This is a genomic window from Deinococcus multiflagellatus, from assembly GCF_020166415.1.
Lineage (GTDB): Bacteria > Deinococcota > Deinococci > Deinococcales > Deinococcaceae > Deinococcus > Deinococcus multiflagellatus.
In genome coordinates, this window is the sequence record NZ_JAIQXV010000016.1 from 75,539 (window position 1) to 102,537 (window position 26,999).

Genomic DNA, 26,999 nt, shown 5'->3' on the forward strand with positions numbered 1-26,999 from the left:
CAGAGATTGTATGGGCCTTCTCAGGTCAAGGTGAACCCCACCTGCTGGGGTAACCGCGCCTCTGGTGATTGCAGGCGCCTTACCGCCGTGGGACCTGTTTTTCCCTTTTTTTCCAGAGGGGTGATTATCATGACTGTGGAAGGAAAGAACGCCGTCTTTCCTCGCCAGAGTGTGCTGAACCTAGACGTGACCTCCACTAGCGTCTATTTCTCCTTCATCATGCCGCCCAGCACACTCCGCCGTCTGGCATCAGTAAGGCGTCACGCGCATCAGCGTCAGGCTGATGATCGGCGTGGTGCTTGTTGGCATGGGGAGCCCCATCATGCAGATCACCCCAGAACTCCTCCGACAACTCAATGACGCGGGCCAGATGGCCAAGGTGATGGAACTGACCGACGCCCTCGGCCGGTCTGTTTCAGATCAGCCGGGTGAAACAGCCTTGTCTCTGATGACTGAACGCGGCGTGGCACTGATGCGTTTGGGCCGGATTCCAGAAGCCATGAATGCGCTGCGCCTGCCGATGCAGCAGGGCGTGGAGCGCGCAGCCATCGACTTTGGCGTGTGTTACGTGCACGTCGGTGACATTGAGGCCGCCCACCAACATTTCGCGGGTCTCCTGGAACGCCTCTCATCCGATGAACGTGCCAACGGCAGGCGCTGGCTGGCGCTGAGCCTTCACCTGCTGGGCCGCACGCAAGAAGCCTATGATCAGGCGCAGCTTGCCCTGATCGAAGCGCAAGGGTCGGAGCGCGCCGCCTTCTGGCTGGGTCTTATTCAAACCACGTTTGCCCTGATTTTGATGGACCGGGGGGACTATAACCTGGCCGCGCTCAATATTGAGGCGGCTCTGCAGTCGGAGTACACCCGGCTCAATCCCCTCGCCCGGGCTTTTATCCTGCAGTTCGCGATTTTGATTCATCTGCAGCGCGACAACCTGGAGCAAGCCAAAGTGCTGGCGGCTGAAGCAGAACTGCTGCTTGACCCCAGTGGCGGCCTGGGAAATTTGAATCAGCAGCAGGCCGCGTACTACGCAAATAAAGTCAGGCTGGCCCGCACCCTGATCGGCAACCTTGAAGGCGATCCGCAGGCCATCAAGGAACACGGCAACCTGGTGAGTTACGGCATGAGCCATAACGACAGTGACACCCTCGTTTTCTACGCTGCCGGTGAGATCGAGCGACTGGGAGAATCAGGCGATATTGACGGGGCCCTGAAACTGTTGGGTCAATTGCCGTCGTACCGGGTGAGTGCGCCAGGCACCTACACCACGGCGGCCATTGCGATGACGCTTGCAGGGAAGTACGAAGACGCCAAACTGCTGTTTGAGCAGGGCCTCAACGACACACTGGCGCAGGGCCTGAGACCCCTGCATGCCAGGGGTCAGCTGTACTACGGACTGTGTCAGACCTTGGAAGGCGACCCTGAAGGCCTGGACAACCTAAAGCGCGCCGCTGAGCGGCTGAGGCGGTTGGGGCTCAATGCGGTGACGCGGCGCGACCTGCAACGGGTCAGCGTCAAATTAAAGCCAGAACAGGTCAGCTACGTTTTGGACACAGTGGCCGTGTTGCAGACCAGGCGTCTGGCCCGAAAGGTACTGACCATTCGCTTGATTGGTCAGGGTGAACTGCTGCTGGACGGAGTGCGAGTGGATTTGCGCGGGCATACAGCGCGGGCCGCCGTTTTGCTCAATCAACTGCACCTCCAGCCAGAGATGAACACCGCTCAAATCGCCAAAGAAGTCTTTGACGAACACCTGGCGCATATGCCCACCAGTGAGGCGCGCAAGATCAAGACGCAGGTCAGTGGACTGGTGTTGAAAATCCGTAAGGCACTTGGCGACGCGCTGATTCTCAGAACCGGTAGTCAGAACGACAGCATGTACCAACTGAACCGGGCCCTGTATCAGGTCGTCATCGATGTCGACCAGCTGGAAGACGACCTGCGGGCCGGGTCAGAACGACTGCCTCATGTGGTGCACGCGCTGCGGCCAGGCATCTTGAACAGCGAAACCTTGACCTGGGTCATTGAACGTCGTGAACAGGTGTTTGGCCATTGCCGTGACGCCCTTCTGGAAGCCATCACCAGATGCGAAAGCGAAGTTCACTTGGCCGAGTTGACCAGCAGTGTTGCTGTGTTCGGTGCCGTTGAGGGTGTTCTGGAGGAAGAAGTTCACCCCTTGCTCGTGGCGCTCAATCAGGTCAGGACAAAGCGTCCGGCGTAGGACACCTTGTGTGTTGATGCGGCAACCGGCATTTTGAGGCTATGACAGGCCCACTCGTTTCTCCGAATAGCCTGTGGTTACCGCTGTACCGCTTCAATGATCATGCCCTGACCGAGTTGGCAGCCTTCTCCCCTGATGAGTTGAAGGCTGCGGCGCTGGCCTTACAAACTGCGCTCGATCAGCATCCCGAGGGCTCACCAGACCTACCGGACTGGGTACAGCGCCTGTACCTTGAGGGCACGTCCACAGTGGTTGAGACATTGGTGCTGCTGCACTTGGCCGCCGTGATCGTAGACCTGTTAACGAGGTCCCGGATCAGCTGGGCGCCAGAACAATTGAACGTCGCCTTAGGTGTCGCGCTCTCGCTGTACACCCTAGACGCGATGACCGTGCCACTCGGCAATCAGCTGGAGCACGGCCTCTACCGCGCGGGTGCCACGTCGGGGGGCTCCTGTCTTCTGCCGGCGGAACTGCCTGCGGCGGTGGCCACCCTCGAACAGCTGGCCCATGAGCAGGGCGTGCCTGTGACCGGTCTGGCCGGAAGCGCAGAATTCCGAACCTGGCTGGAGGTGCTGGCTGCGTCGGTCCCACTCGGCAGACCGGCCAACCGCGTATCCAGTCTCCAGTCTGACCGGGCAGCGCGCTTTTTGGCGTGGGAATGTGCCCCCCTGCCTCCTGGGGACACGCTCGACGCCGCAGTGGCGCACCTGGCCAGTGCCGCCGCGGCGCTGGCTCTTCTGGTGGAGGATCGGGCAGCCTTACCACTTTTGGACGCCTCCGATCTGCTGAACTGGGCTGCTGTAGCTGTCCAGGCGGCCCTGAGCCTGAGCGGCCGGCACCGACTGCCCGACCTTGATCTCAAAGACCTGTGGCGAGACCTGCGAGCTCTGCATCAAGAGATTGGCCGCCCCCCATTGCCCAGTTTCAAATTCGGGTTCACCGTGCCCAGCCACATCAACGCGCTGCACGAAGCGCGGCATGCCCTCCGGCGGGGGCAGTATGTGCGCCTGGGCCGACCCACTGCCCGCAGCCGGGGCCTGGACGCCATGCTGTGGGACATCTTTGACCGGTTGCACGCGCGGCCACTGCCCTACACGCCTGTCGATGAAATAACTCTGGCATTGGCTGGACGCTGGGCCCTGACCCAGACGCCGCGCAGCAGAGGCATGGCGCTGACTGACACCGTCGCACTGGCCGCCGAACTGGGTCAGGTTGACGTGCTGTGGGCCTGGCCTCTCCGAGGCGACCTGACCGAGGAGCTGAGTCACGCCCTCAAGACGGTGGTGCTGGTGTTGATGGAATGGCCGCAGGCTTCTGACGACGCCGAACTGCATGAGGTTCTGCGGCGCGCGACCGGTCACCTGCTGGCCCTGGTGCGGCGCGCAGGCGTCAGGTTGCCCGAGTCCGATCAGCTGGTCGCGCTGGTGGGCGGGGAAAGGCTGTTGCGGGCCACGCCTCTGAACCGCGCCGAGTTGCATGTCCTGGCCGACCACTACTTGGCCGTCCAGGAGGCCCTGAGACGACGTGAGCTACCCGAGCCTGAGCCGCCGGCCGACCCGATTGAAGAGAGCACGCCAGTTCTGGAAGAGGCGCCCACTGCGGCGCCCACATGGCCGCCGCACGTCGAGCAGGCCCGCGCGCTGCTGGCCGGTAAGCGGGTGGTGCTCCTGGGTGGGGTGCCTGATCCCGCACACCATCAGGCGCTGGTCGAGGCGCTGGGCCTGGCCGAACTGGACTGGATACCTTCTGACCGGTATGACCACGGCCTCCAGGCTGCCGCGCATCTGCGGCAGCCTGGCACGGCCCTGGCCATCTTTGCCCTGCGGTGGGGAGCACATGCCCACGGCTCTTTACGTGCCGCAGCGCGTGAGGAAGGCGTGCCGTACCTGCTTCACCCTGCCGGCCTCAATCCGAGCCAGATTGCCTGGCAGGTGATGCGCCAGGTCAGCGGTGCTCTGGCCAGGGCCTGACGATTAGAGCGGGTGGACGTGAGGCAGCTGGCGGGCCTGGAGCCGCGCGAACAGCGCCTGCGCCCCCAGTTCAGCCGCACGAGACACCTGGTCTTCAGCAATGACCAGGAGCGTCTGTTCACCCGTGGTTGGGTCGGTGAGCTTCAGCTGGCGCCCTTGAGCCACTGTCCCTGGAGCGGTGAGGTACGTCACCGGGGCCGGGAGCAGCCGCACGCCGCTCTGCAGCGCGGGCATACAGTGAGCAGGATCGAGTCTGAGCACGACCACGCTTTCTGTGGGGGCGTAGCGCAGCAGCTTAATGCGGGTGTGGCTGTACACGAGGCCAGGCAGGCGCTGTACGCCACCGCCTTCTGCCTCGTATTGGTATTGGCCGTTCTGGCGCCGGTCCAGTGAGTCCATCTCCGTGATGGCGCCGGGATGCTGCTGCCGGTCATACAGTTCACCGTAGAAGGTCAGCGCGCCGCTGATGCCAGAGACCAGCGAGGTGGCCAGAAACACCTGATGCTTGAAATGCAGGGCTTCTCTGAGAGTCAGGCCGTCGCGGTCGAGATACAGGTGCCCGACCGTCAGGTCATGGACTCCCAAGCCCAGCCGCTCCAGGATCTCGCGGGCCGTTTGAATCATGGTGGGGGTGGCGTCTGCATGAACCTGCACGAGGACCCGCAGCAGGTAGTGCGGAGCGTCAACAGGGGTGAGAGGCGGTCCAGGAATCAGCGCCTCATAGACCGTGGGGGGACGGTGATCAGGGTTTGGACCTGAAAAAGGGAGGATGTGCAGCCATCCCTTTTTCACCAGATCGGCCAGATTGCGGCCAGTGACGCGGGCGTTTCGACCCAGAGCGGTGCCCACAGCCTCTGCTGAGTAGGGTCCAGGACCGTTCTCCCAGATGTATTGCCAGAGAAGCTTTTCGCCGTCGTTGCCTTGCCTGATAGATTGTGGGAGCTGCATAGCTTCCCTCCTTTGTGTACTAAAAGTACATAAAGATGGAAGAGGCGTCAACCTACCCCCACAGGGGTCATTGCCCATTCAACTACCGCTCTTTTCTTTCGCCCAGTATGCTGTCAGCGACTTATGTCTTGTGTTTTCCCCACTTTTTCACGGCGTATAACGGCAACCTGCGAACCAGCGTGGGCCGCGTGAAATTATGACCGTCAGACGGTGGCCGGCAGTCGCAGCAGGTGAACTTTTAGCTGATGTGCTTGAGCGCGGCGGTGTCCAATCTGTGTCGCTTCACTTTGACGAGCCGGTACTCAACACCACGTTTCTGCTGGCAGATGGAGATATCTGCGGCGTTCAAAGCCCGTTCCTGCCCCAGTGGAGTGCGTCGCTGACACACATGGGCATCACCGAGACTATGCTCGAGACGGCACGCATGGGCGCTGAGACACCGCACGAACTGATTCGCAATCTGTTGCAAGCGGGTCATCTGACGGAGAGTCGCCTGACAGACCTGCTGCGCCTGCGCGTTGAAATGGCGCTGGTTCCTATTGTCCTCCAGCCGGCTCAGATCCACGTGAAGCCGCAGGTGTCAGTCCCATGGATTGCCCATGTCGATGGCAGAGTAGCCCTCCAGATGGCTGAACTGAGCGCGCGTCAACTAGAAGACGACGCCCTGAGCATCAAGCCAACCGACCTTCTGGAGGTGGCCCCTTACCTGGCCCCAGAGAGTACGGTTGCCGCCCAGGCACTTCATCAGGGGGCTCTGGCCGGACTACCTCTACTGGAAAGTGCTCGGCGAGCCCACCTACGCTGGGATGACGTGGCCCGTGGGGCCGCTTCGCTGATTCAGCGGGGGGTGGCGCGCATTGCACCGTCTCACAACACGCCTGTGAGGCACTTGAAGGCGGGTGACCCCGCGCCTGATTTCCTTTTGCCTTCCATCCAAGGTCCAGCGGTAACGCTCAAACAGTTCCGCGGTCGGCGTGTGTGGCTGATGATGCACCGGATGTCCAATTGCACCCACTGCAATCCGCATCACCGCACAGTTATGCGGCTGCAACCACAGATGGAGGAAGCGGGTGTCGCTATCGTGGAGGTGTGGGCCACAACCGTGGATAAGCTCCAGCGCACGGTTGGCCGGACGCAGCCGACGTTCTCGGTGTTGTGCGATGAGACGGCGGCCACTCACCGGGCGTATGGCCTGGACCGGTCATTGAAGCGACTCGTCGATCTGCGCAATTACGACATGATTAAAGAGGGGTTCGCCATGATGGGCGCGCGCGGCTGGATCTCTGAAGGGGTCATGTTTTTGGTTCCCGCAGAATTCCTCATCAACGAACAAGGGCAAATCGAACAGGCCCATTACAACGAGTACATGGCCGACTTCCTGAGTCCTGAGAGCGTGCTGCAATGGGCGCTGGACGGACACTGACAACATCATGGAGCTCACCAGTCCTGCCCAGGCTGGTGAGCTGGCGGCAGCCGTGACAGTGCCGCGCAATACGCCAAGCGTTCGTCGGCTTGAGCGTGATCGGCTGTACTTCGCGTTCGAGCGGCCCTTCGCACCGCTCCATCTGGCGCTCGTGGCCCCCAGTGGGTATGGAAAAAGCACCCTCCTGGGGCAGTTGGCCAGTCGGCACACGTGTGTGTTGATTGACTGCAGTGAGATGGACGGCACGGCGCGCGGTCTGGCTTGGGCCATCGCGGATGAGGTGGCACTGCTTGTCCCCCAGGCGGCCGTGGGCTTGACGCGTCTCCTGGAGCGGGCTGCTGGGCCGGTTCCAGCGCGTGCATTTGCGGCCACGCTGGCATCTGCAGGGCCATTGATTTTGATGCTAGACCGCGCAGAGCACAGTGGTTCTGACGCTCAGCAGTGGATCACTCAACTGATGGAGCGACTGGTTGATACTCAGCGGATCATCCTGGCTGGCCGGGTTCTTGATGCATTTGACCTGTCATATCAGATCGCCGAGGGGAAGCTTCAAGTGCTCGGCATGGATGCGCTGGCCTTCACGCCGCAAGAGGCACTGGCACTGGCCGATCAGCGCGGCGTCCTCCTAGAAGGCACCGAGCATTTCGGCGGCTGGCCACTGGCCATAGGGCTGCTGACAGCAGCAAACAGCAACCTAACCCCGCAGGACCTCGTGCGCCGACAGTTGCAGGCATTGCCCGTCTTGATTCGGCTCGCCTTGCCAGCTTTGGCCGTGTTTCGAGTGTGGGACGACGACAGTGCCCGGGAAGTCACTCACCTTCCGGCCGGGTGGCTGGCTGATGTGCTGCGCGCAGGCCTGCTGCTGCGTCCCTTGGGCGACGGCCGTTTCGAACCCCATCCTCTTGTCCGCGAACTGCTTCACAATGAGCTGCGCCGAACCACTGAGCGTTGGACACTGGCGCACCGACACGCCGCGCGGCAGGCAGTCAGTCGCGGTCAGATATTTGACGCGCTCGAACATCTGGTGACGATTGGGGACACGCCGGCCATCTTGGAACTAACGGAGCAGCACGTGCCCCTGCTGATGGAACGGGGATTGTATGCGGAGGCGACCGCCTTCCTGGATGCGATCCCTGACGGCATTCTGCCGGCGTCCCTGGCGCTGCATTACGGCTTGGCGCTGGTCGAAACGCGCTGCACGTCCCGGGGTCTCGACCTGCTCCAGCAACTGGGCGGACAGATGCCAGGCAGCGCGCTGGCGGCGTTGCTGGCAGCTCACAATGCGTATATCCGTGCCGACTTTCACGCTCAACTGGCGGCCTCCGAACAGGCGCTCGAGGGGGCTGCGGAGTTGTCTGGGCTGATGGTGATGCAAATGAATGGTACGCGGGTGCACGCGCTGGCCAACCTGGGACGACTCGAAGAGGCGCAGCGCGTGGCAGAAGGGGCTGTCAAGCAGGCCAGAGCGCAAGGTCCCGCAGAAGGCCTGGCGTATGTGTTGTTTGCATGGGCATTCGCCGCTCAGCGGGCCGGACAGTTCATGCGCGCCACCGAGCTCTTGGAAGAGTCACTGACGATTTACCGGCAGCTCCGCATGTCCGCAAAAACCCTGGGGCCGGTCATGTTGCTCGCCGATATCGTGCTGGATATAGGCGACAGCGGGCGGGCAGCAGAACTGTTGGCGGAAGCGTTGACGCTGGCCACACAGCAGCAGTCGAGGTGGGTGGGCTGCTTACAGCAGACCGAGGGCCGGCGACTGCTGCTCGACGGCCACCTGAATGATGCGGTGCGCGCCTTCGAGCAGGCAGTGACGGCTGGGCGCGAAGCCCAGCGGCCGGACCGGCTGTTCATGTCGTATTGCCTGCTGGCCGACACGCAGATCAAACGGGGGGCGTACGGCGCCGCTGCAAATGCGCTCAACGCAGCCAGCGCCATCAACGCCAGCCAGCAGGGTTGGCAGGATGTTCCGGAGTTCACGGCGCTCCTGGCTTTTGAGGCAGGTCACCTGGCCTTCGCACTGGGCCAGGACGAGGAAGCCCGCACCCGACTGGAAATCGCCACTTGGTACACCGGGCTCTCTGGCGTCCGGGCTTCGGCCTTCCTGACAGAATTGGCCCGGCGGCGCGGGGAGTTGACCGAGCAGCATGCCATTACCCTGGCTGCCCGCATGCGGACCTTTGGTGAGGGCCACCCGCCAGCCGCGTGGGATGCGGACGAATTGAAGGGGCTGTACCGCAACCTGGCGCAGCGCGAAGGGGCCGGAGCCGTGTTTGGGGCCTGGACGTCTGCAAAATCTGATCCGGGCGTTACCCGGGTTGAACTGTCCGGCCAGCTGATCGGCGGACCCGTGTTCCGGGTCCAGGGACGCGTCCTGACGCTGGAGGGCCGTCAGTCCAGGCTCCTGACGGCTCTGATGGTGCGCGGCGAGCAAACCAAGGATGAACTGCAAGAAGCGGTCTTCGGTGATGACAGCAAAGACATCCGGGATCCCCTCAAAGTCCTCCGGCGCAAGCTGCGGGCCGTCACGGGGGTTGAAGAGCCGGTACCCTTGATTGCCCACAGCGGGGTCTACGCCCTCGCTGACGGCTTGGAAATCAATCTGGATACCGTCCGGTTGCAGCGTGCCTTGACGCTTGGTGATGTGGCCGCTATCCGGGCCATCCTGCCGGCGCCTGCCGCAGTGCTTCCTCACATGGATGGCCTTTGGATTGAGGACCTGCGGCGTGAGGTTAACCCCCTGCTCCTTCAGAGCTATCTGCTGCTGGGCCATGATGCAGCAAGCGCCGGCGACAGCGTTTTAGCCCTCGCAACTTACGAGGCCGCCCTGGATCTGGTCGAGAACGACACGGATCTGAAGGACGTGCTCAGGCCGATTGAGCAGGTCCTCCGAGACTGCGGCGCAGATGTTCAGGCCCAGCTCCGGGCTTACCGAGAGCGCGCACTTGGGCTATGAGTTAAGACGGTAGAGCACCGCCGTGGTGGCCTCACCATAAGGCCCGGTTCCTAAGACTTCGCTGTTCAGATGCACCGCTTCTGCGTCAGCCAGGAGCAGTTGTAGGTCTGCAGGACTGGTATAGGTTTGGCACAGCAGCAGCAGCTGACCCTGATCATCCCTCCAGTAGGAAGGGTGATCGTAAAGCACGTGGCGCGTGTCTTTCAGGTTGTGGTGGTCCAGCAGGGCGTACACCTGATCCCGGAGCTGTCGGCGCTCCAGCCGGTCTCCAAGCTGGTCTCTGCTCAGGCCGTACTGGGCCATAAACTGCGCATCACGGGCTTCGACGGCATCTGGGTGCTCAAATGTCTGGGCCATTTCCTGGGCGGCGTCGACGGCCGCTTGGAGCACCCGGTGCCGGGACGGGTGCAGACTCCAATCCACATCCAATGACAGATTCAGCAGACCGTTGATCCGCCAGCTCAAATTCTGGGCCAGGATGCCACTTTCGATGTCGCCCCAGCGCTCGCCTGCCAGAAAATCTGGCGCCCGCTCCAAGCTGTCGCCGTCGCGCGCGACCCAGAGGTCACAGTGTTCGCCGTGGCAGCGTGCGTACCGCGCCACGTAGTGGGCAGCCAAGGTATTCAGAGGGGCTTCGGAATGGGTCATGAACGCGCAATCCATTATCAAGGAAAACCTGAGTCCTTCTCAATGCCCCCACACCCGTTCTCCCATTTGCCTCTGCTTGCCCCAAGGGTAACGCTAGGGTGCGCCTCGGTGAAATCACTGAAATCACCCCCCTGTTAATTTGACTTTAAGAACGCCCCCCCGTCCGCCCCGCTCTCCTCCTTCTTTCTGCGTCCCACAAAACAAGATTGGCCCGGGCTCCACCCCAGACCAATCTCGGAGGAACGCAATAGCGCTCAACTCTGTTGTTGCCAGTCCGTCGACGCCGTCGCCGTAGCCAGCACCGAAAGTATACGCGCCCATTGTCAGGGCGCCTAGAGCCCCTATGTACATTTGCGTAGGCCAAATGGCGTAGTGACCTATCGGTGCCGGAACCCTTCCCCCGGAGGTTTCGGATTATGTCCCCCCATCAGACCCACTTACTTGACACGGTTGGCCACCTTGGCCGCCCCACCCTCCGTCAGCTTTGCGAGGAAGTTGCGCAGGCCACTGGCGGCACCATTCATGGCTGCTACAAAAGCATCCGCGCCGAACTTGACCAGTACGTGCGTGCAGGGACCGTGGTCTGCTGGTCAACGGCGAAGCCGATGTATGTGCTGGCCCACGACGCGCCGCGGCTGTGGAGTGAACTCAAGGCCCACCTTTACGAAGCGATCTGCCGGCGGGGCCAGGCAACCCCCGGCAGGCTCAAAAGTGTGCCTTTGGGCGGCGCCGTGATCGCCATGGACCTGATGCAGGACCTGGCGCAGGAACTCATGGATGAAGGAAAAATCGTCAATGTCGGGCGCAAGGGCACCGGCCGCACAAAAATCTATGTTCCCGTCGAGAACAACCTCCAGCAGGAAATGGACCTCGGCGCCGCTGGACAGGTGCTGCGTTATCTCAAAAAGCGGTATGACAACAACTTTTTCCGCGAGACTGCACTGAAAATTGCCAGTGAACTCAAGCTGGCGCGCGAAGAGGTCGACAACGCACTGCGCCACCTTGAAGAGCGCGGTCTGCTCGAAATCACCCAGAATGGGTTCCTCAAGATGTACGGCTACGCCGCGCGCACGATGGTCATTCGCCAGGTAGACCCCGGCACCCTGAGTTACGGCCACGTCGTCTACGCGCAGCCGGCCGCAGAACAACCCACCACCCCGACTCCTGAGACGCACGATGACGTGCGTCCTGCGCAGCGCCAGCGTCTGGCTGGTCTCACGCAAGCTCTGCGCACGCGTCTGGGCTCAATCGGGCAGCTTATGCGTGTCCAGGTTCTCCAGGTGGTTCAAGTCGTACCCCTTCGCGCTGAAACGGCGCTGTTACTGTCCCCCGTTCCCCTGGGTACACGAGATCCACAGGTAAAGACGCCAAGAAGAGAGCATCGGTTGAGGAAAGAAATAATTCACAAGCAGGCAATGACTTCCTTACCCATGGAGGGTGGCCAATCTCCGCCCAGTCCAGTACAGGGAATGGAGAAAACCTCTACTGCTCCCGCTGCACCACAAAATAGAAGCCCTGAGCGGCTACAGAAAGCATGGGCAGCTGCCAAAGCCTGGTCAACCCCGCCAATGAGGAACTGGGGCTACCGAAGGCCGATGCCTACTCGACTGCCTACTCGACAAAGGCACCCAACCTATAACCGACTTCACCCTTTGGCTTCTGCAGCAGCGTCAGCAGCTCCGTGGGCAACGTCTCCGCCCTATGGCGGGGTAACAGCCCCCTTCTCCGGCCAGGGGTAAGAGGGGTGCCCCTGCTTGTGAATTATTTCTTGTGAAGATTACGGATGATGCGGAGAATAAGTGTCGCCGGTTCGCAGGCCTCGCGCTGGCAAGGTGGCCCGTATGGCACCTCCCAGCAAAGCAGCGACGCGCGGACCGTCCAAACGACGGGCCACGACCTCGCCTGACCCAGCACTTCAGCCAACGTCTGAGGCTCCCGCAGAGGCGGCCCCTGAGACGCCGCCCGTTTCAGACTCTGCCCCATCTCGTCGGCGTCGGCGCGCCACACCCGACGGCGCCGCCACGCCCGGCGCAGACCAGCCGCGTGGTCCCAACCCCAACCGCATCGGGTTGACCCGCAACAGTGGGACCCGCGCGACCCTGAAACGCGGCGCGCGCCTGGTCGACCCCGTCAAAGTTGATCTCTCTGTCAGCACGCGGCGCCGCGGAGGGCATGCAGGCGCCCGGCAAACCACGATTACTATCACCAGCAGGCCGAGCAAGGAAGACAACTCGATCTTTTTGATCGGACTGTGCATCAAGGACGAAACAGGGCTGCGCTTTGACGTACATCCAACGCCAGGCCCCCTCGATGCGGCGCTGCCACTTGCGCTGGAGAACGCGGTTCTGCGCACTCCGGCACTGCGCGACCTGATCCTCTCGACCCCGTACAAAACCCTGTGGAACCCTGCCAACCACACCAAGGCCACGCGCGACTATGTGCGCAGTCACGGGTGCCACCTGTCACCCAGCCATCCCCTGCCCTTCGACCTCGGACATGTCCTGGCGCACGCGGCTGCGCGCGGCGAGATGGGGCCGAAGTTGGTCGACTTTCACCTGTATACCGCGAGCATCACTGACGGCGAACGCAGCTATGTCAGCGGCATTCTGTATGGACGCAGCCGCGCCTATCAGTTCACCCAAACACTGCCTCATGCCAATCTGGCCGCTGCCGAAGCTGCCGTCTCACACTGGGCTTTCAAGCAAATGCCGGAACACACGGACATCATGATTCACAATGCCAACCCACTGATGCGCGATATCTGGGTAAACCCAAGTGCAGGCACGCCAGAGGTCCGTGACGCCCTTAAAGGCGTCGGACAGCAGATCCGACTGAAAAACCTGAAATTCAAGCAGGGCATCGAGCCGTATGTGGCCAGCATCGCCCGTGTCGCGCGCGAAATTGCTTCTCACGCCTATGCGGGTGCGAATCTGCACCGATCGACACCTGCCAAGGGGCGCAGATGATGCCCCTTTCTGCCGCAGAAGCAGAGCAACTGGAGCTGCTGTCCAGTCTGGGGACCTTAACGCCGCAGCAACTTGAAGCTGTCACACGGGAATGCCACCGCGGCTCTACCCTGACCACTGCGCTGACCCTGCTCACCGATGAACGCCAGGTCTGGGCCGCATTGGCAGAAGACGCCGGCAAACCGTTCTACGACTCGCATCTTGCACTCCAGGTGTTTTGTACCGACATGTTCGACTTCCGTGTGGCCCTGGAACACCAGATTTTGCCGCACCGGCCTCAAGGAGACCTGATGGAGGTCATCACCTACAACACCGGTCGACTGGATGGCCCGGCGGCCGCCATTGACCATCAACACCTGGTCCATTCCGTGGTCTCCCCTACGGTATGGCGCTACCTGTACGACCTTGCCTATCCGACCTGCCTCACAGGGACATTGGACGCCTTACAGGCGCGGGCACTCATTACCTGCACGCCACTTGGCACGCCCACCACCTGCACCCCAGAGCAGGACGCCGAGATTCTTGCTATGACCCATGGCCTTCATGCCATTGACGTGCGCCGGCAACCCGTTGATGAGAATGTACGTGACTTGATCAGTCCCGCAGTCAAAGCCCTCTGCCGGGCCTATCCCCACCGTCTGGAAGGTGCAGCTCTGGTCGTCATGATGGTCGATCCCCACGACGAGCTGGCACTTCACAGACTGCGCCAGCAAACGCAGCGGCCCATCGTCCCCAACGTCACCACGCAGAGTGTCATTGACGCCCTGATCGAAGAGGACTGGTCCAGCGGGCGCTGGCCAGAGCTATGAGCCGGGCAATTGCCGAACTCCTGCGTGCCGCTGATGACCACCTGGTCTTGGGCCGCAGCCTGTTGCCTGTTGGCCACGACAAACGACCACATGGTCAGGCCCTGCTGAGTACTGGACACCAGGCGCCGCGAAAAGAGGGGGGCTTTAAAGGCAGCTGGCTCCCGCTGCAAACCACTCCAGCCAGCCGTGATCAGATCCTAACTTGGCTGCAGCCAGGCTGGCGGGGCCTGGGCCTGGTCACTGGCCAGGTCAGTGGCATGGTGGTCATTGATGTCGACAAAGGCGAGGGCGTTGACCGGTTCGGTCAATGGGGCCTGCACGAGCGTGCCCATGTCCGCACCCCGTCAGGGGGACTTCACTGGTATCTCAAACATCCGGGTTGGCCTGTCAAGACGGTACAGAGCCAAACCAACCACCGGCTGGAAAGCATTCGTGGCATTGACGTGCGGGGAGATGGAGGGTACGTCGTGATTCCCCCCACCTGCTTTGGCAAGGCTGGCTATCAGGCGCTGCGGGATCATCACGATTTGGATGACGCGGCGTGGTTGCCCCAGGACGTTCAGGATCTTCTGGGGCTCCGGTGCCCGCCAATGCCTCAACCAACCGCACCCCTATCCCCTCAGCGGAGCAATTCTCACCCGCAGTGGAAGGCCAAGGACGGAACAACGCTTGAGCGCGAACTCCTATTCCTGGCACTCGAACTTGCGCATAGCGAAGGACGCCGGAATGAAACAGGTTTTTGGCTGGCTTGTCAGCTGCGTGATAACCGCTTCAGCCAGATTGATGCCGAACTCGTCATGAGAGACTATGCACAGCAGGTTCCGGGGACCAACAGCAAGGGAGAGGCTGAAGCATACACCTTTGAGGAGGCCCAGCACTCTTTGGAACAGGCCTACAGCCGGGCCGCCAGGGCGCCCTGGCGCGCGCCTGCAGCCACGCTGCTGGGCCGCTTGGAAGAGGCGTGGCCTTCTCTGGGACCATTGGCCCGCCTAGAGGCCGCACGCTGCGTCGTTGGAGCCAGAGGTCCAGTACGTGCTGAAGGGGTGTCACTCCTCAGAAAGCTAGGCTTTGACGGCCTGGAAGACGTCATGATGCAGCTTGAGGCCGAGGTGCGATCAGGTGTGGCAGTGCCAGGCAGTACAGCCCTTCATAAATTGCTGCGCGCACAAGTCTAAGAGGGATCTACCTGACATCAGTGATCGTGGCTTTGTGACGATTTTTCAGCACTAGGACAGGAGATTCTCGAAAAACCCCCGAGGTTAGACGACAGAAGAGGGGAGCAGGTGTAACCGCACCTGCTCCCCTCTTCTCGTCCAGCTCAAATCAGCTTGATCAGCTCTCCGAATTCCAATCCCCTCATCAAGGCTTGATTCACTGCAGAAGCAAGCGAAGGCGCACTACACTGCCCACTTGTGACCATGGCCCGCAGGTCATCGAGCTGGGCAATGGTATAACCTCGCCGCACGAGGAGTTGCTTGTTGAAATCCGAGAGCGCAGCCTCGGCAGCCAGCTCAAGATCACTGGACATTAGAGCAGGAAATGCTAGCTCCTGGAAGCTATCAGCATAGAGCTCATGCTTTCTGAGCTTTTCTGTTTCTCGCGTCTGTCTTTCCTTCTCTTTCTGGGCTTGCAGTTCCGCCTTCTCTTTTTCAAATCGAATAAGGTCTTGATCAAGAAGACGAGCTAAATATCCGCCTGTGTTGTCAAATTTCTCTCCTTTCTTCAGTTTTTCTTCGAGGAGTGCAACAGCAATACGGACATCCTCACCCAGTACGGCGACAAACCACTTTGCCCGATTTGGATGCACGCCATACCCCTCGAGCAGCTTAACGAGCTCAGGGTTGACGGGAGGCTTGTCACTTTCAACCTTTTGATACGACTCCCGACTGCCATAATAAAAGTGCACCCGGGTCTTGGCGCCTCGTCCAACGAATTCCACCTTCTTTAAGTAGGATTTGGCCAAGAGAGGTGCGCACATCGCTTCAATCGACTTCCTCAGGTGGTCCGTGCGCTTTCCTACCAAGCCACAATCATGCCCCAGCAGCACCATGTCTATTGACCACTGTCTCAAACGAGTTCGAGATTGTCCATCTCTATCCAAACGGGCATCCAGATATCTGTAAAGATTCCGTGAGCCTACTGTTTTCAAGCTTCCGTAGAAATCCAAATCGAACGATTTGATGTATCCGGCCCTTATACTTCTGGTAATTTCGTCGTTCAATCTGATCTTAATGATAGACCTTCGATCAAGAATTATCTGTTCGCCCGAAGGCGCCTCATGCGTGCGCGAAAGGTTATCAATTAGGCGAAATGAAACCGTTGTATATCGTTTTTTGTGAGAATCAAACCAGCCGTCTGTGATATAAAAAGTTGTATTTAACATCCGCTCCAACCCCTGAGAAAGGGATTGATAGTATTGCCCACTCGTCCTCATACCGGCCAGCTTCAGTAAACCGTACGCCGTCGTGGTGATGACGCCATCTTCTGGGCAACCCGCATCAATAAATGCATTGATAAGGGCCACGAGAATATCGTTGTCACTGCCACGTGTCAGTCCAATTCCAGGTACACCGACACTCACCACCGTGTACGGGTTACCTGCTGGATTGATTGACGTGCGTTCATGCCTCAAAACGTCATCGGGGAGCCACTCCTGGGAGATGATCAGGTTGATGACGGCGGCGTTCTGCTCGTCACGACCCTTGATCATGTCCCGCTCATTGAGGTTGGCCATGAAAGCATTCTACGAAGGATCACGATGCCCATGGCTGCACGGTGATGGCGCGAGGGTCAAAAAGTCTACTTGCCCTGCCGCTCCCCTATCGTCTTACCTCGGGGATACCGGAAATCTGCCCCACGTCTAATTTCGGGGGTTTCCGAGGAATTAGCCATCCCAGACACAAAAATCGGCGTTCAAAACTCTGCATCGTCTAACTTTGGGAATCCGAGGCATGGGCCTATCGTCTGACTTCGGGAGTTTTGCCACAAGAGTCGTCAAACCACGGGAATCCGTCCAAATGCGGCCACGTCTAACTTCTGGAGAAACTATCGATTAACCATTGGAAATCGGATTACTGCGTTTCGTCTAACTTTGGGGAAAATTCACGTCTAACTTTGGGGAAAATATCGTCTTACTTCGGGAGACAGAAGCACTTTCCTACGATTCCATCGGAAAATCCCCGAATTCTATGATGATGTTGTCATCAATCTTTTAACCCATGTTTTAAAAGATTTTGTTCATCATAGAGAGGGAAAAACAGGTGCACCGCGTCTTACCAGAACCCTCGCGCCTCTACGGTACCTCTATGCCGGCCCGATTCGTGTTTCTGGGGGCTCTTTGTGGCCCTGTCAATGGTCCGCTCTTTACCCTTGCTGGTACAGAGACCATCAACCACCGTGGCAGAGTGCGCGAAATGCCCTTTTACCATACGCTCACAGCGGCGACGCCTGAACTATTAAAGGGCTTGACCACAGGCGCGCCCTATTTGGCCGAAGGGGAAGTGCGCCCGTTGCCGGGCAGCACAGGTCAGGTCGCGCTGCAGGTAGAGCAGCTCACAACCGTGGCGGCTCTTCCAACGACCACCGACAGGGCGGGAGGATACGTTCTGACGCGCGGTATCAACCAGGTGATTGCCTCTGGTCATCTGGCGAGCGACATCCGACTTCAAATTCTTCCAGGCCCGGATCAAGCGTCTGTGGTCAATGTCAGCCTGCGGATCTTCAGAGAGACTGGTCTGCTGGAAACCAGCAGTTATGGCCGGGCTGCTCAGGCGCTGGCAGGTGGCCGAAAGGGAGATCCGGTGGTGCTGTTTGGCCGGCTGCACAGTGAACGGAAAACAAATGGGGCTGGCCTATCAAGAACCTATTCGAGACTTGAAACGTACCGTCCCACGGTGGGCTCAACCTGAGCACTGAGCTGCGCGATCGCCCTGTAAGCTAGTCCATATGGCGCGTCCCCTTGACAAACTGCTGCCTGGGCAAGAACAACGGGGCCAGGAGGATTCCGCCATGACCACCACGACCGCCCCTGCCCGCTCACGCCGCCTGGCCCCTGCACCTCAGAATCTGGTTCTCCCTCTGCCGGAGGGTGTGCCTGACCCTGGTGTGATCGCGCCGGCCGGGCGCTCACCCCGAATCAGAGAACCGGGGCGACGTGAACTCACCGCTCAGCAACACCAGCGGGAAACGCAGCTGTACAGGCTGGAGTATCTCCTGCAGGTGGCCTGGGTTCTGATGCGGCTGATACTTGTGGTGGCGCCGGTGGTTTTCCTGGCTGCGTGGTGCTTTGAGGTTTATCAGGCTTTCAAGGTGGGCGGGCCACACATTACCCTGGCGGCGATCGGTTTTGGGATTCTGGTACTGCTGGGCGCTGTGACCACATCGGTAGAGCGCATGCGCAGTGCCCGGGCAGCGCGGCGTTTGCTCACGCAGCACCAGCGCCGTTGGTAGCCTTGACAAAAGCCGGGCAGGCACATACCCTCCGAGATACCTGAAGTATCAGGCACTTGTTCCTCCAAGCGAGCACAGTGACCTGGTAATTCAAGTACCGCCAATTCGGAAGCCGCAAGGTGGATGAGTACTGCTCCTGGAACCTCGGTTCCAGGAGCAGTCTTTCTATTGACAGATCGGGCATTGACATATACCCTCCCGGCTTAGAACTTGGCGGTTCTACTTGAATTACCTCAGTCACCTGATCACTTTTGTGATCGTTTCTCGCCCTCCACAAGAGGGAATTCCGCCTTACCGCGAATTCAAGGAGTGGTCTCATGACGGATATGAACCAGCAAGACGGCAATCTTCAGGGTGCTGCCCAGAGCTTTCTGAGCACAAGAAAGACGCTCAAGACCGCAACGCAGGAAGCGTGGAGCAGATACGTTCCTAGCGATGAGGTAATGCAAATTCGTCAGACCGTCCAGGTCGAAACGCTCGGCCAGACGGAACGGCAGGTACGCGAGTGGTCCACTGTCCTTCGGAACTTGATTCAGTATGACGGTGACCCCGCAGAAGTGAACGCCATCAAGGAAATCCTTGCTCGCAGCGTTCTTCCCGTGACAGCTGTGGTTGCCCTTCGCAACCACTGGCGTTTCTCAAGTCCGACAGCCGCCTTTAATGCCTTTTGGACCGAGAGCCTCCAAGCTGTTACCCGCTTTAACCCCGCATCAGGTCGCCTCCGCTTTGCCGCGTTCATGGAGAACACGTTGTCCAGACGCGCTGAGGCAGTGGCAGAAGATGCAGAGGGCGGGGAACGGAAGCTTCTGGAACGGATTGACAGTCTCAAAGCGTGGATCGAGGAATTTGGGTTGACCCCATCCGTGACCGCCGACGAACTGTTTCACCGCATCCAGACTTTCCTGACCGAGGCAGAATTTGAGCACCAGTACTTCACGACGGTTCGCCGCGTTGAAAATGCACTGGAAGCTCTGCGCGTTCGAGGTTCAGGCAATCTGCTCAGCATCGACTTCACCGGCAACGATGAGGACGAGACGGGCAGCCTGGCTGACACCCTGATGGTGGACGATGAGGTCGCAGAGAGAAGTCGGCTGCGCAGTGAAGTTGGCTCTGTGCTGACCGAACTGGAAGCCGCTGGCCTGCTCGATGAAGTGATGGCACTTCCGGAAGGAATGCTGAATGAACTTCTCGAGTCTGCAGCCAAAGCCAAAGACGACGCCTGGCTCACACCAATGGCGATGGTTTTTGGTCTCTCAGCAACGTTTGTCAAAGAGGTGGTCAGAATCGCTCTGCCCTTCTTCAAAAACGCTGCCTGACTTTATCCACACTTCCCGCACCCTATTCAGACGCTTCTACAGCTGATGAATGGGAGTCTGCGCTCCGATTCATCAGCACCCCGTGCTGACGCACGTCGGAAAGCAGGTACCTATGGCCAGTCAACGTGTGAAAGCAGATGTCGCCGTTTTTCTTGAACGCAAGCTGTTTGTACCGCTTCAGGAGGAAGAGGGAAGTAGCCTTGGGAATATCCTTCTCAATGTCAAAGCCCGGCACCCACATCTGGCCCAGCAACTGGACGTTCGCGTTGTGACCCTTCATGACGTGTCCATTCCACACTGGTAATCACCAGTTGCCTTTCCAGCCCTGATCCTCTGACCCGTTTCTGAGGAGTCCCCCATTCAACCTTCCGGTTGTCTGGGCCCCCCAGCAACCGGACACAGGAGTGATCATCATGACGACTTTTAACCTGCCTACTGCCGTTTCTATCGCCTACACGCTCGATAACACCCTCGCGACACTTCCCATGGTGCAGCTGGAAGGATTGAGCCTGAAGGTCATTCGCCATAAGTTTCGCGAATGGTTTGAGGCGACTGTCAAAAAATTGATGGTCACCGAAAACGAACAGGATAAGAAGTCTCTCCTGGGATCGGCTGTGGATTACAGGACCCGGGCCGCCGTATGGACCTTGAAGAAGGAACGGAACCTCGAATTTGACGAGGAGTTTGTTGCCAACTTCAGGTACGCCATTATGAATGTGCTCCGGGATGAAGCGTTCGCTCGGTCCAATCCGGATGAACGTTTTGCCTCGCCTCATGTGGTGAAAGGCCGCGAAGATGAGCAACAAGTGCTGGTGTTTCGCGCCATGGACGAAATCGACGACATCACCAAGAGCTACTCCCCGGTTTATCGTGGCAGCAAGTTCTCGGAAGCCAACCAGAGTCAGTATGCGAACGACGCCAAAGAGTTGATCGCTCCTGAAGTGGAAGGTGAAGTTGACCGTCTCTTGAGACTCGCCCGCCTGAACATCGGCCACGGCGAGACCCCCGCTGAGCAGCTCCAGACGTTGCAAAGGGCCCATGAGTTGTTGACGACACACAAAGTGTGGAACGACATTCTCAAGACCCCTGCTGACCATCTGGACCGCCTCAAGTTGGCTTTGTCCTTGGAGTCACAACTCGCTGCCGCCCAGTCTGACCGCGTCAAAGCGCATCAGTATCAGATTGCCGGTGATGACGTTGTGGTGCCCCGCATCGCTCCGCACAGTGTGCCTGGAGTCGATAAGGTTGAGCGGCTGTATCAGCGTACCTTCTGCTTTGTGATCACGGAGGGTTGGGATTTTGTGGAGTCTGGATACGTCTATGCGCGCTCGTTTGACGATGCCCGCGCTGCCGTTCTTGCTCAGCATGTTCCACAGGACGAGTTCACCGCAGATGAAGGTCAGCGCCGTGAGGTTCACCTGGCCTGACCTGTTCCATAGGCCCCTTGCCTATGACCGACCCCCTGTCCGCGTTGCTCGCCCCGGACAGTTGGATTTCAGAGCACCGACACAGAGTCATTCTGTGAGAACCGATCAGGTCATCTGAAGGTTCGGCTCGGAAACACCAGTCTTGAAGAAGCGTCTTGCTTCCTCAGTTCTGTCTGTTTCCGGGTTTCTCTTTTTGATTCTCAACATCGGAACTTAAAAGCCAAAACCCTCACGCGCGGCAGGGTGAGATATGGCCATTTTACTGACTGAATCGGTGAAAACACTGTCTTGGCAAGGTGCGACCTCGTGGGCCCAGGTGAACGTCTATGCCTAAGCGAAACCGCAGGCAATCGCTGACCGAACGTCTGCAGTACTGGGGCGAACGCAGCGGCGTCGTCGTGAATCGACAGAAGCAAGCCGAAATCTGCGTTGGCTTCGATCTGCCGTCGGCGGCCGAAGTGACAGACGGTGCACGTGAGCAGCTGGCGGAGGCGGTCCGGATGATCATGATCCAGGCTGTACCTCAGCGCTGCCGGGGCCGAATCATTATTGAATCGGCCCCCGTGAGCGACGATGAAATGTTGCGCGTCAACCGCGAACAGCATATGGGCAATGACCTGCTGAGCTTCCTGGCCAGTGAGGACGCCCGGGCGATGGAGGAAAGTCGCGTGCGGGGAGAACTCAGCACCTGGCGCTATTACTTCACGCTCCGACTCGACACCAAACGGCGCCGCTCTCTCGTGCCTGTCTCGTTCACGGAAACCGAGCTTCAGGCGTTGGTCCAGCGCGGCGTTCAGATGCGCAAAACGCTGGTCAACATGCTGAATGCCGCAGGTTTCCCTGCCTGGGAGGTCTTGGGGCAGGAAGCCTGCAGTCTGATGTACCGGTGGTTCAATCCTGGTCTGGCTTCGGGGAAGCCGCCCATGTTCAAGAGCATGTTCCGTCCGCCCAACGTTCCACTGAAACAGCTCAGGGGCATGTTCCAAGTTCATTCCGATACCCTCCGTGCTCAGATCGCTCATTCCGATATCGATACGAGCCGAATTGACGCGCTGGTGGTTGGAGACCGCTTCGTTCAGACCGTGAATATGCTGTCGCCCGGCGACAGCACCTACCCCGGCATGACGGAGCGGATGCTGCGGCGGTTGAGTGGCCACCACGTCTATCTGGTCATCGACCTGAACCACCTGTACCAGCCCGACGTGCGAAAGAAATTGAACAATGCGGCGCGTGGCGCTCAGATCGCCGCCACAGACGGCTCGCTGGGCACACCCGATGTGGGCAATAGCGCTGTGCTCGACAACATCAGCAACGTTTTGTACCAGCTCACGCAGGCAGAAGAGCACGTCTTTGAGTTCGGCATCAGCATGGTGTTGATCGCGCGTGACAAAGCCGAGCTGGAGCACATGAAAGAAATTGCCCAGACGGAAATGAGCATGATGGGCGGCACCAAATCGGTGTACGGCACTGTGCAAAACATTCCGCAGTACCTGGACCGGCTGGCGCCGCTGAACGGTCAGGACAACGACTTTATGTTCAAGTGCTTCAGCATCAATGTGGCTCATATGGTGCCGCTGGTAGGGCCGTGGCAGGGCAGTCGCCGACCTGTGGCGGTGATGCGCTCCCGGTGGGGCAGCCTAACCGGCCTGAATCCCTCTGATGGCACGTTGAACTACGGCACCCTGCTCATGGGGAGCGCCGGCAGTGGCAAAACGTTTCTCACCCAAGGCTGGGCGGCTCGCACGGGCGCGCAAAATGCTGAATTTATCATTGTCGACCAGAAACGCGATTACGAGTCCTTTATCGCTTCACTGGGTGACGAAGGGCAGTTCATCCCCTTTGCCCCAGGGCAATTTGTCAATGGTCAGGTGGTGCGCTACAACGCGTTCGAGCTGCCAGCGGGTGTGATTGAACCCGACGACGAGCACAAACTGTTTCTTCTGGGATTCGTCACGGCGCTGCTGGGCGACAAAGACCTCAACGGAATTGAGAAGGCTGTGGTCACGGCTGCTATCGAGGCGGTGTATGTGGGGGCTGTGTCCTACAACAACCGGGGCGATCCGGAATACACACCGGTCACCCTGTCGAAGTTCGTCAGGGCGCTAAAAAATCTCAATGCTGTGGGCACCGAGTCGCTGAGACGCTTTGACCAAGCCCAGCAGACAATTAAACATCTGTCTCTGGCCCTGCAGACATACATCGGGGACACACCGATGGGCATCTTCCTGGATGGTGAAAGCACAGTCCGGGTCAACGCCAAGTACGTGTATTTCGACCTTTCGAAGATCCGCGCACAGAAGGACCTCACGCGCATCGCGCTCCTGCTGGTAATTCAGCAGATCTGGGCCCGGGCCAAAGCCGACCCAGACCAGGTCATCGTGCCGATCATTGAAGAAATCGGTGTGCTGTTCAAGATCGAGGCGGCACGCGACTTTGTGGCTGCCCTGTACAAGTTGGGCCGGACCTACAACCTCTGGCCTGTTGGCATCACACAGGAAATTGGTGACTTCCAGCTGGGCAAAGGGCTCGTCAACAATTCGAGTCAGTTCATTATCGGCCAGGTCTCTGCTGAAGAGGCCGCCATCATCGCCGATGTGCTGGGTCTGAATGAGGCGGCCCACAACCTGATTTTGAGCCTGAGCGGTGAAAAAGGGCGGTACCGCGAATTTCTCGTGATCGTGAACAAGGAAAGCGGCATGACGGGCGATGTGGTGCGGTACTTCCCGAACAAGGTGGAGTACTGGCTGTTCACCTCCGCCCCAGCCGAGCGGGCACACCGAGACCGAACCGTTGCGCTGTACGGCGGGAACACGCTCGAAGCCGTGCGTGCCTTGGCCGGAGCAGTCTAAAGGAGTATCCATGAACCGATTTCTCCGCACCACCACCCTCGCGCTGAGCCTCTCCCTCTCGACAGGTGCCGCAGCCATCAACCCGGGGAACCTGGGTCAGGCCGGGGAGGTCTGGCAATTCATCCAGCAGTTACAGCAGTGGGCCAAAAGCCTGACTGACCTGGGCGCCCTAAAAGACCAGGTACTTGGTGACGTCAACTATCAAGATATTGGACAGCAGCTGCTTGGCCGCGCCCTGGACTATGGTTTGAAGACCGCTGGCATCGACGTTAAGGCCTATATGGGCAAGATGTCCGAATGGCAAGCCAAGATCAACGAGATGCGCAATCAGTTGATCGCGCAGGCCCGGGGTGTGGTCAATCTGGCCTTCCTCGATCCTAAGGAAGACGCCTACGGCATGCGCGGGAGCCTGGCACTGAATCCCAACATGGCTCAGAATCGCTTTCTGGCGGCCAAAACAATTGCCCAGGTCACCAAGGCGACAGCGGACAACACCCAGGCCATTGCCGACGGCGTCAAGATGGTTGAAGAATCCAAACTGACGGTGGCCCAGACCAAAGAACGCGCCGATCAGGCCGTTAAGAACGCGTCTTCTTTGACCCAGGCGGCGACGACCATTCAGTCCACCCGGGAGGGGGTGCAGCTGCTGGTGCGTGCCCAGGCCGAGGCCATCATGTCGTCGGCCTACAACGCCACGGCACTCACGACTGCGCTAAGTCAGCAGGTGCGGCAGACGCAAGTCACCAACGAGCAACTGAGCGACCTGGTTGAAGGCATGCTGACCGAACGCACCAGCGCGGCAAAACAGGCGCTTGAGGAAATACGTGCCCGTCAGGCTCAGGCCAGCGCCGCTGGTAAGCAGGTGCAGAGCGTGATCGAGACTGCGGCGTCTGGCATCAGTTCGGCCTTTACGGTGACCCCAGGAGTGATTGATGTCAAAGACATGTTTTAGGCTCCTGGTTGTGCTGCTGGTCCTGGTTCTGGGACAAGCCTCGGCGACCAGCAGCGGCTCCATGAATGTTGATCTCCTGGTGCCGCGCGCGGAACAGTGGATTGCCGGCACTTTCGCTCTGATCAAAGAGTTCAAGGTGTTTCCAGCCATGGGGCTGGTTGGCTGCACCCTGGTTCTGTGCTTCTTCGTCTTGGGCTTCCTGAAAAACTGGCCTGCCAGAAACATGGCAGCCATCTTCCGATCGCTGGTCCTGTCCGTCTTGGCTGTGACGCTGATCAATGACGCCACACGGAACGTGGGGGCACTCGGGACGATGTTCACCCTGCCCATGATCACCTGGCAAAAGGCATATACCGCCAGCACCACAGCTGTGAAGCCCAAGCTCGAAAATGGGGTGATCAACGACACTCGAAACCTGGCCATCACGATGAACTCGTTTGTCAGCAACGCCATGATGAGTGTCAATGCGATGGGTGCCTTCGACGGTTCCCAGGTGACAGGCAGTGACCCAAAAGCGGCGGCAGCGGCAGCGGCCGATCAGGCCATTCTGAGCGTTAAGAACCGCACGGCCGAGGAGACGAAGACACTGCAAAGCCTCAGCAGCGTCTACCAAATCGGCTACCTCATTATCATGGTCATGTTCATGGGCTTTGCAGGCGTGATCTACGGCAGCGCCATGTTCGTTGTGCTGGGCATGGCCATGCTCCCCGTGGGTCTTGGTTTCTGGGCCGGGGGCAACAGCAGCGGCCTGCAGAGCATTTTGAAAACTTGGCTGGCGGCTATTCTCACTGTGACGTTGGCGCCGCCAATCATGCTGATGGTTTCGACGTCAGCTATGAAGCAGCCGACCGCTTATATCAAAGGGCAAATCGACCCCTTGAACGCCCAGGCGAAGGCCACCATGCAGCAGTACGCCACGGCCTATTCCACTTGTGCGGCCACGCATAAAGACGACTGGATCATGGCCAATACGGCGACTGAAGTGTGCAATGTCGGAAGCAACTTCGGCCTGTTCGCTTCAAATTTCGGCAGCGCAGCCTGGAAGATCATCCAGGGCTTCGGATTCATGATCGTCATCATGATTGTCTGTCTATCGGTGGGTGCTTACCTGATTCGGGCCTTGCCGGGGATGCTGACCTCACTGATGGCGGGCGGAGCCAGCAGTGGCGGCCCGGAAATGAGCATGGCCCGGGCAGCGAGTGGCATGCAGCAGGCGGCGCGGACCATGCAAGCGGCCCTGACTGGTGGCGGTGCAGCCCTGGCCGGCGCGGCGCGAGGCGCTGTCGACACTGGAGTGGTTGGCGCGCGAGGCGCCGTTGCGGCTGGCAGTGTGGGCGGGCGAGCGGCGGCGGCAACGGGCGGCGCTCTGCGGTCCGCTGGCGAAGCTGGGATTAACGCCATGCGCGACAATGCGGCCGTCAACGCGACCACTGCTCGCCGCAACGAGCAGACGCGGGTGGCCAATGTGGCCCGCGAGGCCGCTGGTCTGTCTCCAGAACAGGGAACCAACCCCCGCGAGGTACGGGCTCAGCTGGCGGCTGCAGGTGGGCTGCCCAGCCAGGCAGCCGCTGCAAGTAAGGCGCGTGCGGCCAGCGAAGGAGCAGCCCTCACAGCTGCCGACGCTGGTGCGGCGCGCAGCCACGCCGCTGCCTACAATGCCCAGGAACAGAACAAAGGCGTGACGACGCCCGGCTACGCCCCGAAGACCATGACGGATCAGCAGGCCCACAGTCAGCTCAAGGCAGCAGGTGGGCTGCCCAGCCAGCGCGGCGCTGCAGACGCCCGGTACAGCGCGGGGAACCCCATGAAGCCCACTGCTGGTGAGCAGGCGCGGGCCGACGCATCCAAACAGGGATACGGGCAGCCCTACCGGGATGCGAAGATGCAAGGTGGTGACGCCGGTTCTCTGCGAAAGGAGAATGACGCCCGCGCAGCGGCCCAGAAGGCGCGCCTGGCCGGCGGCGGCGAGATCAACGGCCGTGGCGATGCCTCAAGCCGCAGTCCGTCGTCGGGCGCCACGCCCTCAAGTGCAGGGCGAGATGCCGAGAAAAAAGTAGGGTAAGCGCCC

General features: G+C 59.8%; 19 protein-coding genes. 15 read left to right on the forward strand and 4 right to left on the reverse strand.

The features are described 5' to 3' along the window. Positions 1 to 283: 283 nt before the first annotated feature. A complete protein-coding gene (locus K7W41_RS16855; protein ID WP_224610946.1) occupies positions 284 to 2,221 on the forward strand; it encodes a hypothetical protein in 1,938 nt (645 codons plus the stop codon). Positions 2,222 to 2,988: 767 nt separating this feature from the next. Beyond that, a complete protein-coding gene (locus K7W41_RS16860) occupies positions 2,989 to 4,191 on the forward strand; it encodes a hypothetical protein (RefSeq protein ID WP_224610948.1) in 1,203 nt (400 codons plus the stop codon). A 3-nt stretch (positions 4,192 to 4,194) separates the two neighbouring features. On the opposite strand, the gene K7W41_RS16865 is transcribed toward K7W41_RS16860, so the two are convergent. After that, on the reverse strand, positions 4,195 to 5,040 hold the full coding sequence (locus K7W41_RS16865; protein ID WP_224610950.1) for a hypothetical protein: 846 nt from the start codon (positions 5,038 to 5,040) through the stop codon (positions 4,195 to 4,197). 373 nt (positions 5,041 to 5,413) lie between these two features. Between K7W41_RS16865 and K7W41_RS16870 the strand changes: the two genes are divergently transcribed. Together K7W41_RS16870 and K7W41_RS16875 are read left to right on the forward strand one after the other, a co-directional pair. Beyond that, positions 5,414 to 6,562, forward strand: a complete 1,149-nt coding sequence (locus K7W41_RS16870; protein WP_224610960.1) for a redoxin domain-containing protein — start codon at positions 5,414 to 5,416, stop codon at positions 6,560 to 6,562. Between the two features lie 7 nt (positions 6,563 to 6,569). Next, complete coding sequence (locus tag K7W41_RS16875; protein WP_224610961.1) at positions 6,570 to 9,515, forward strand: hypothetical protein; 2,946 nt, start codon at positions 6,570 to 6,572, stop codon at positions 9,513 to 9,515. Here the strand turns inward: K7W41_RS16875 and K7W41_RS16880 are convergent. Next, entirely contained in the window at positions 9,510 to 10,163 is a 654-nt protein-coding gene (locus tag K7W41_RS16880) for a hypothetical protein (protein ID WP_224610970.1), read from the reverse strand. The genes K7W41_RS16875 and K7W41_RS16880 overlap by 6 nt on opposite strands. Positions 10,164 to 10,579: 416 nt before the next feature. On the opposite strand from K7W41_RS16880, the gene K7W41_RS16885 reads away from it, so the two are divergent. From K7W41_RS16885 to K7W41_RS16900, 4 genes are all read left to right on the forward strand, one after another. Then, positions 10,580 to 11,902, forward strand: coding sequence for a hypothetical protein (locus K7W41_RS16885; protein ID WP_224610972.1), 1,323 nt, complete (start codon positions 10,580 to 10,582; stop codon positions 11,900 to 11,902). Positions 11,903 to 12,232: 330 nt separating this feature from the next. Next, positions 12,233 to 13,129: a hypothetical protein gene (locus K7W41_RS16890; RefSeq protein ID WP_224610974.1), complete on the forward strand. Its 897-nt coding sequence runs from the start codon at positions 12,233 to 12,235 to the stop codon at positions 13,127 to 13,129. Beyond that, complete coding sequence (locus K7W41_RS16895; RefSeq protein WP_224610976.1) at positions 13,126 to 13,938, forward strand: GspE/PulE/PilB domain-containing protein; 813 nt, start codon at positions 13,126 to 13,128, stop codon at positions 13,936 to 13,938. Before K7W41_RS16890 ends, K7W41_RS16895 begins: the two co-directional genes overlap by 4 nt. Further along, a complete protein-coding gene (locus tag K7W41_RS16900) occupies positions 13,935 to 15,113 on the forward strand; it encodes a bifunctional DNA primase/polymerase (RefSeq protein ID WP_224610978.1) in 1,179 nt (392 codons plus the stop codon). Before K7W41_RS16895 ends, K7W41_RS16900 begins: the two co-directional genes overlap by 4 nt. A gap of 143 nt (positions 15,114 to 15,256) precedes the next feature. On the opposite strand, the gene K7W41_RS16905 is transcribed toward K7W41_RS16900, so the two are convergent. Then, on the reverse strand, positions 15,257 to 16,672 hold the full coding sequence (locus tag K7W41_RS16905; RefSeq protein WP_224610980.1) for a replication initiator protein A: 1,416 nt from the start codon (positions 16,670 to 16,672) through the stop codon (positions 15,257 to 15,259). Between the two features lie 571 nt (positions 16,673 to 17,243). Between K7W41_RS16905 and K7W41_RS16910 the strand changes: the two genes are divergently transcribed. From K7W41_RS16910 to K7W41_RS16920, 3 genes are all read left to right on the forward strand, one after another. Next, positions 17,244 to 17,846 carry a single stranded DNA-binding domain-containing protein gene (locus tag K7W41_RS16910; RefSeq protein WP_224610982.1) on the forward strand — a complete coding sequence of 201 codons (603 nt, stop codon included), beginning with the start codon at positions 17,244 to 17,246 and terminating at the stop codon, positions 17,844 to 17,846. Between the two features lie 100 nt (positions 17,847 to 17,946). Beyond that, positions 17,947 to 18,387: a hypothetical protein gene (locus K7W41_RS16915; protein ID WP_224610984.1), complete on the forward strand. Its 441-nt coding sequence runs from the start codon at positions 17,947 to 17,949 to the stop codon at positions 18,385 to 18,387. A gap of 317 nt (positions 18,388 to 18,704) precedes the next feature. Continuing rightward, positions 18,705 to 19,703 carry a hypothetical protein gene (locus tag K7W41_RS16920; RefSeq protein ID WP_224610986.1) on the forward strand — a complete coding sequence of 333 codons (999 nt, stop codon included), beginning with the start codon at positions 18,705 to 18,707 and terminating at the stop codon, positions 19,701 to 19,703. A 22-nt stretch (positions 19,704 to 19,725) separates the two neighbouring features. Here the strand turns inward: K7W41_RS16920 and K7W41_RS16925 are convergent, their stop codons facing one another. Further along, positions 19,726 to 19,983 carry a hypothetical protein gene (locus K7W41_RS16925; RefSeq protein WP_224610988.1) on the reverse strand — a complete coding sequence of 86 codons (258 nt, stop codon included), beginning with the start codon at positions 19,981 to 19,983 and terminating at the stop codon, positions 19,726 to 19,728. 133 nt (positions 19,984 to 20,116) lie between these two features. Here K7W41_RS16925 and K7W41_RS16930 point away from each other — a divergent pair, with 133 nt between their 5' ends. From K7W41_RS16930 to K7W41_RS16945, 4 genes are all read left to right on the forward strand, one after another. Further along, on the forward strand, positions 20,117 to 21,130 hold the full coding sequence (locus K7W41_RS16930; protein ID WP_224610990.1) for a hypothetical protein: 1,014 nt from the start codon (positions 20,117 to 20,119) through the stop codon (positions 21,128 to 21,130). A gap of 326 nt (positions 21,131 to 21,456) precedes the next feature. Next, the gene (locus K7W41_RS16935; RefSeq protein ID WP_224610997.1) at positions 21,457 to 23,979 is read left to right on the forward strand and encodes a VirB4 family type IV secretion system protein; all 2,523 of its coding nucleotides are present in this window, start codon (positions 21,457 to 21,459) and stop codon (positions 23,977 to 23,979) included. Positions 23,980 to 23,989: 10 nt separating this feature from the next. Continuing rightward, positions 23,990 to 24,931 (forward strand): hypothetical protein, encoded by a 942-nt coding sequence (locus K7W41_RS16940; RefSeq protein ID WP_224610999.1) that lies wholly within the window; start codon positions 23,990 to 23,992, stop codon positions 24,929 to 24,931. Positions 24,932 to 24,941: 10 nt separating this feature from the next. Beyond that, on the forward strand, positions 24,942 to 26,993 hold the full coding sequence (locus K7W41_RS16945) for a conjugal transfer protein TrbL (protein WP_224611001.1): 2,052 nt from the start codon (positions 24,942 to 24,944) through the stop codon (positions 26,991 to 26,993). Positions 26,994 to 26,999: the final 6 nt, after the last annotated feature.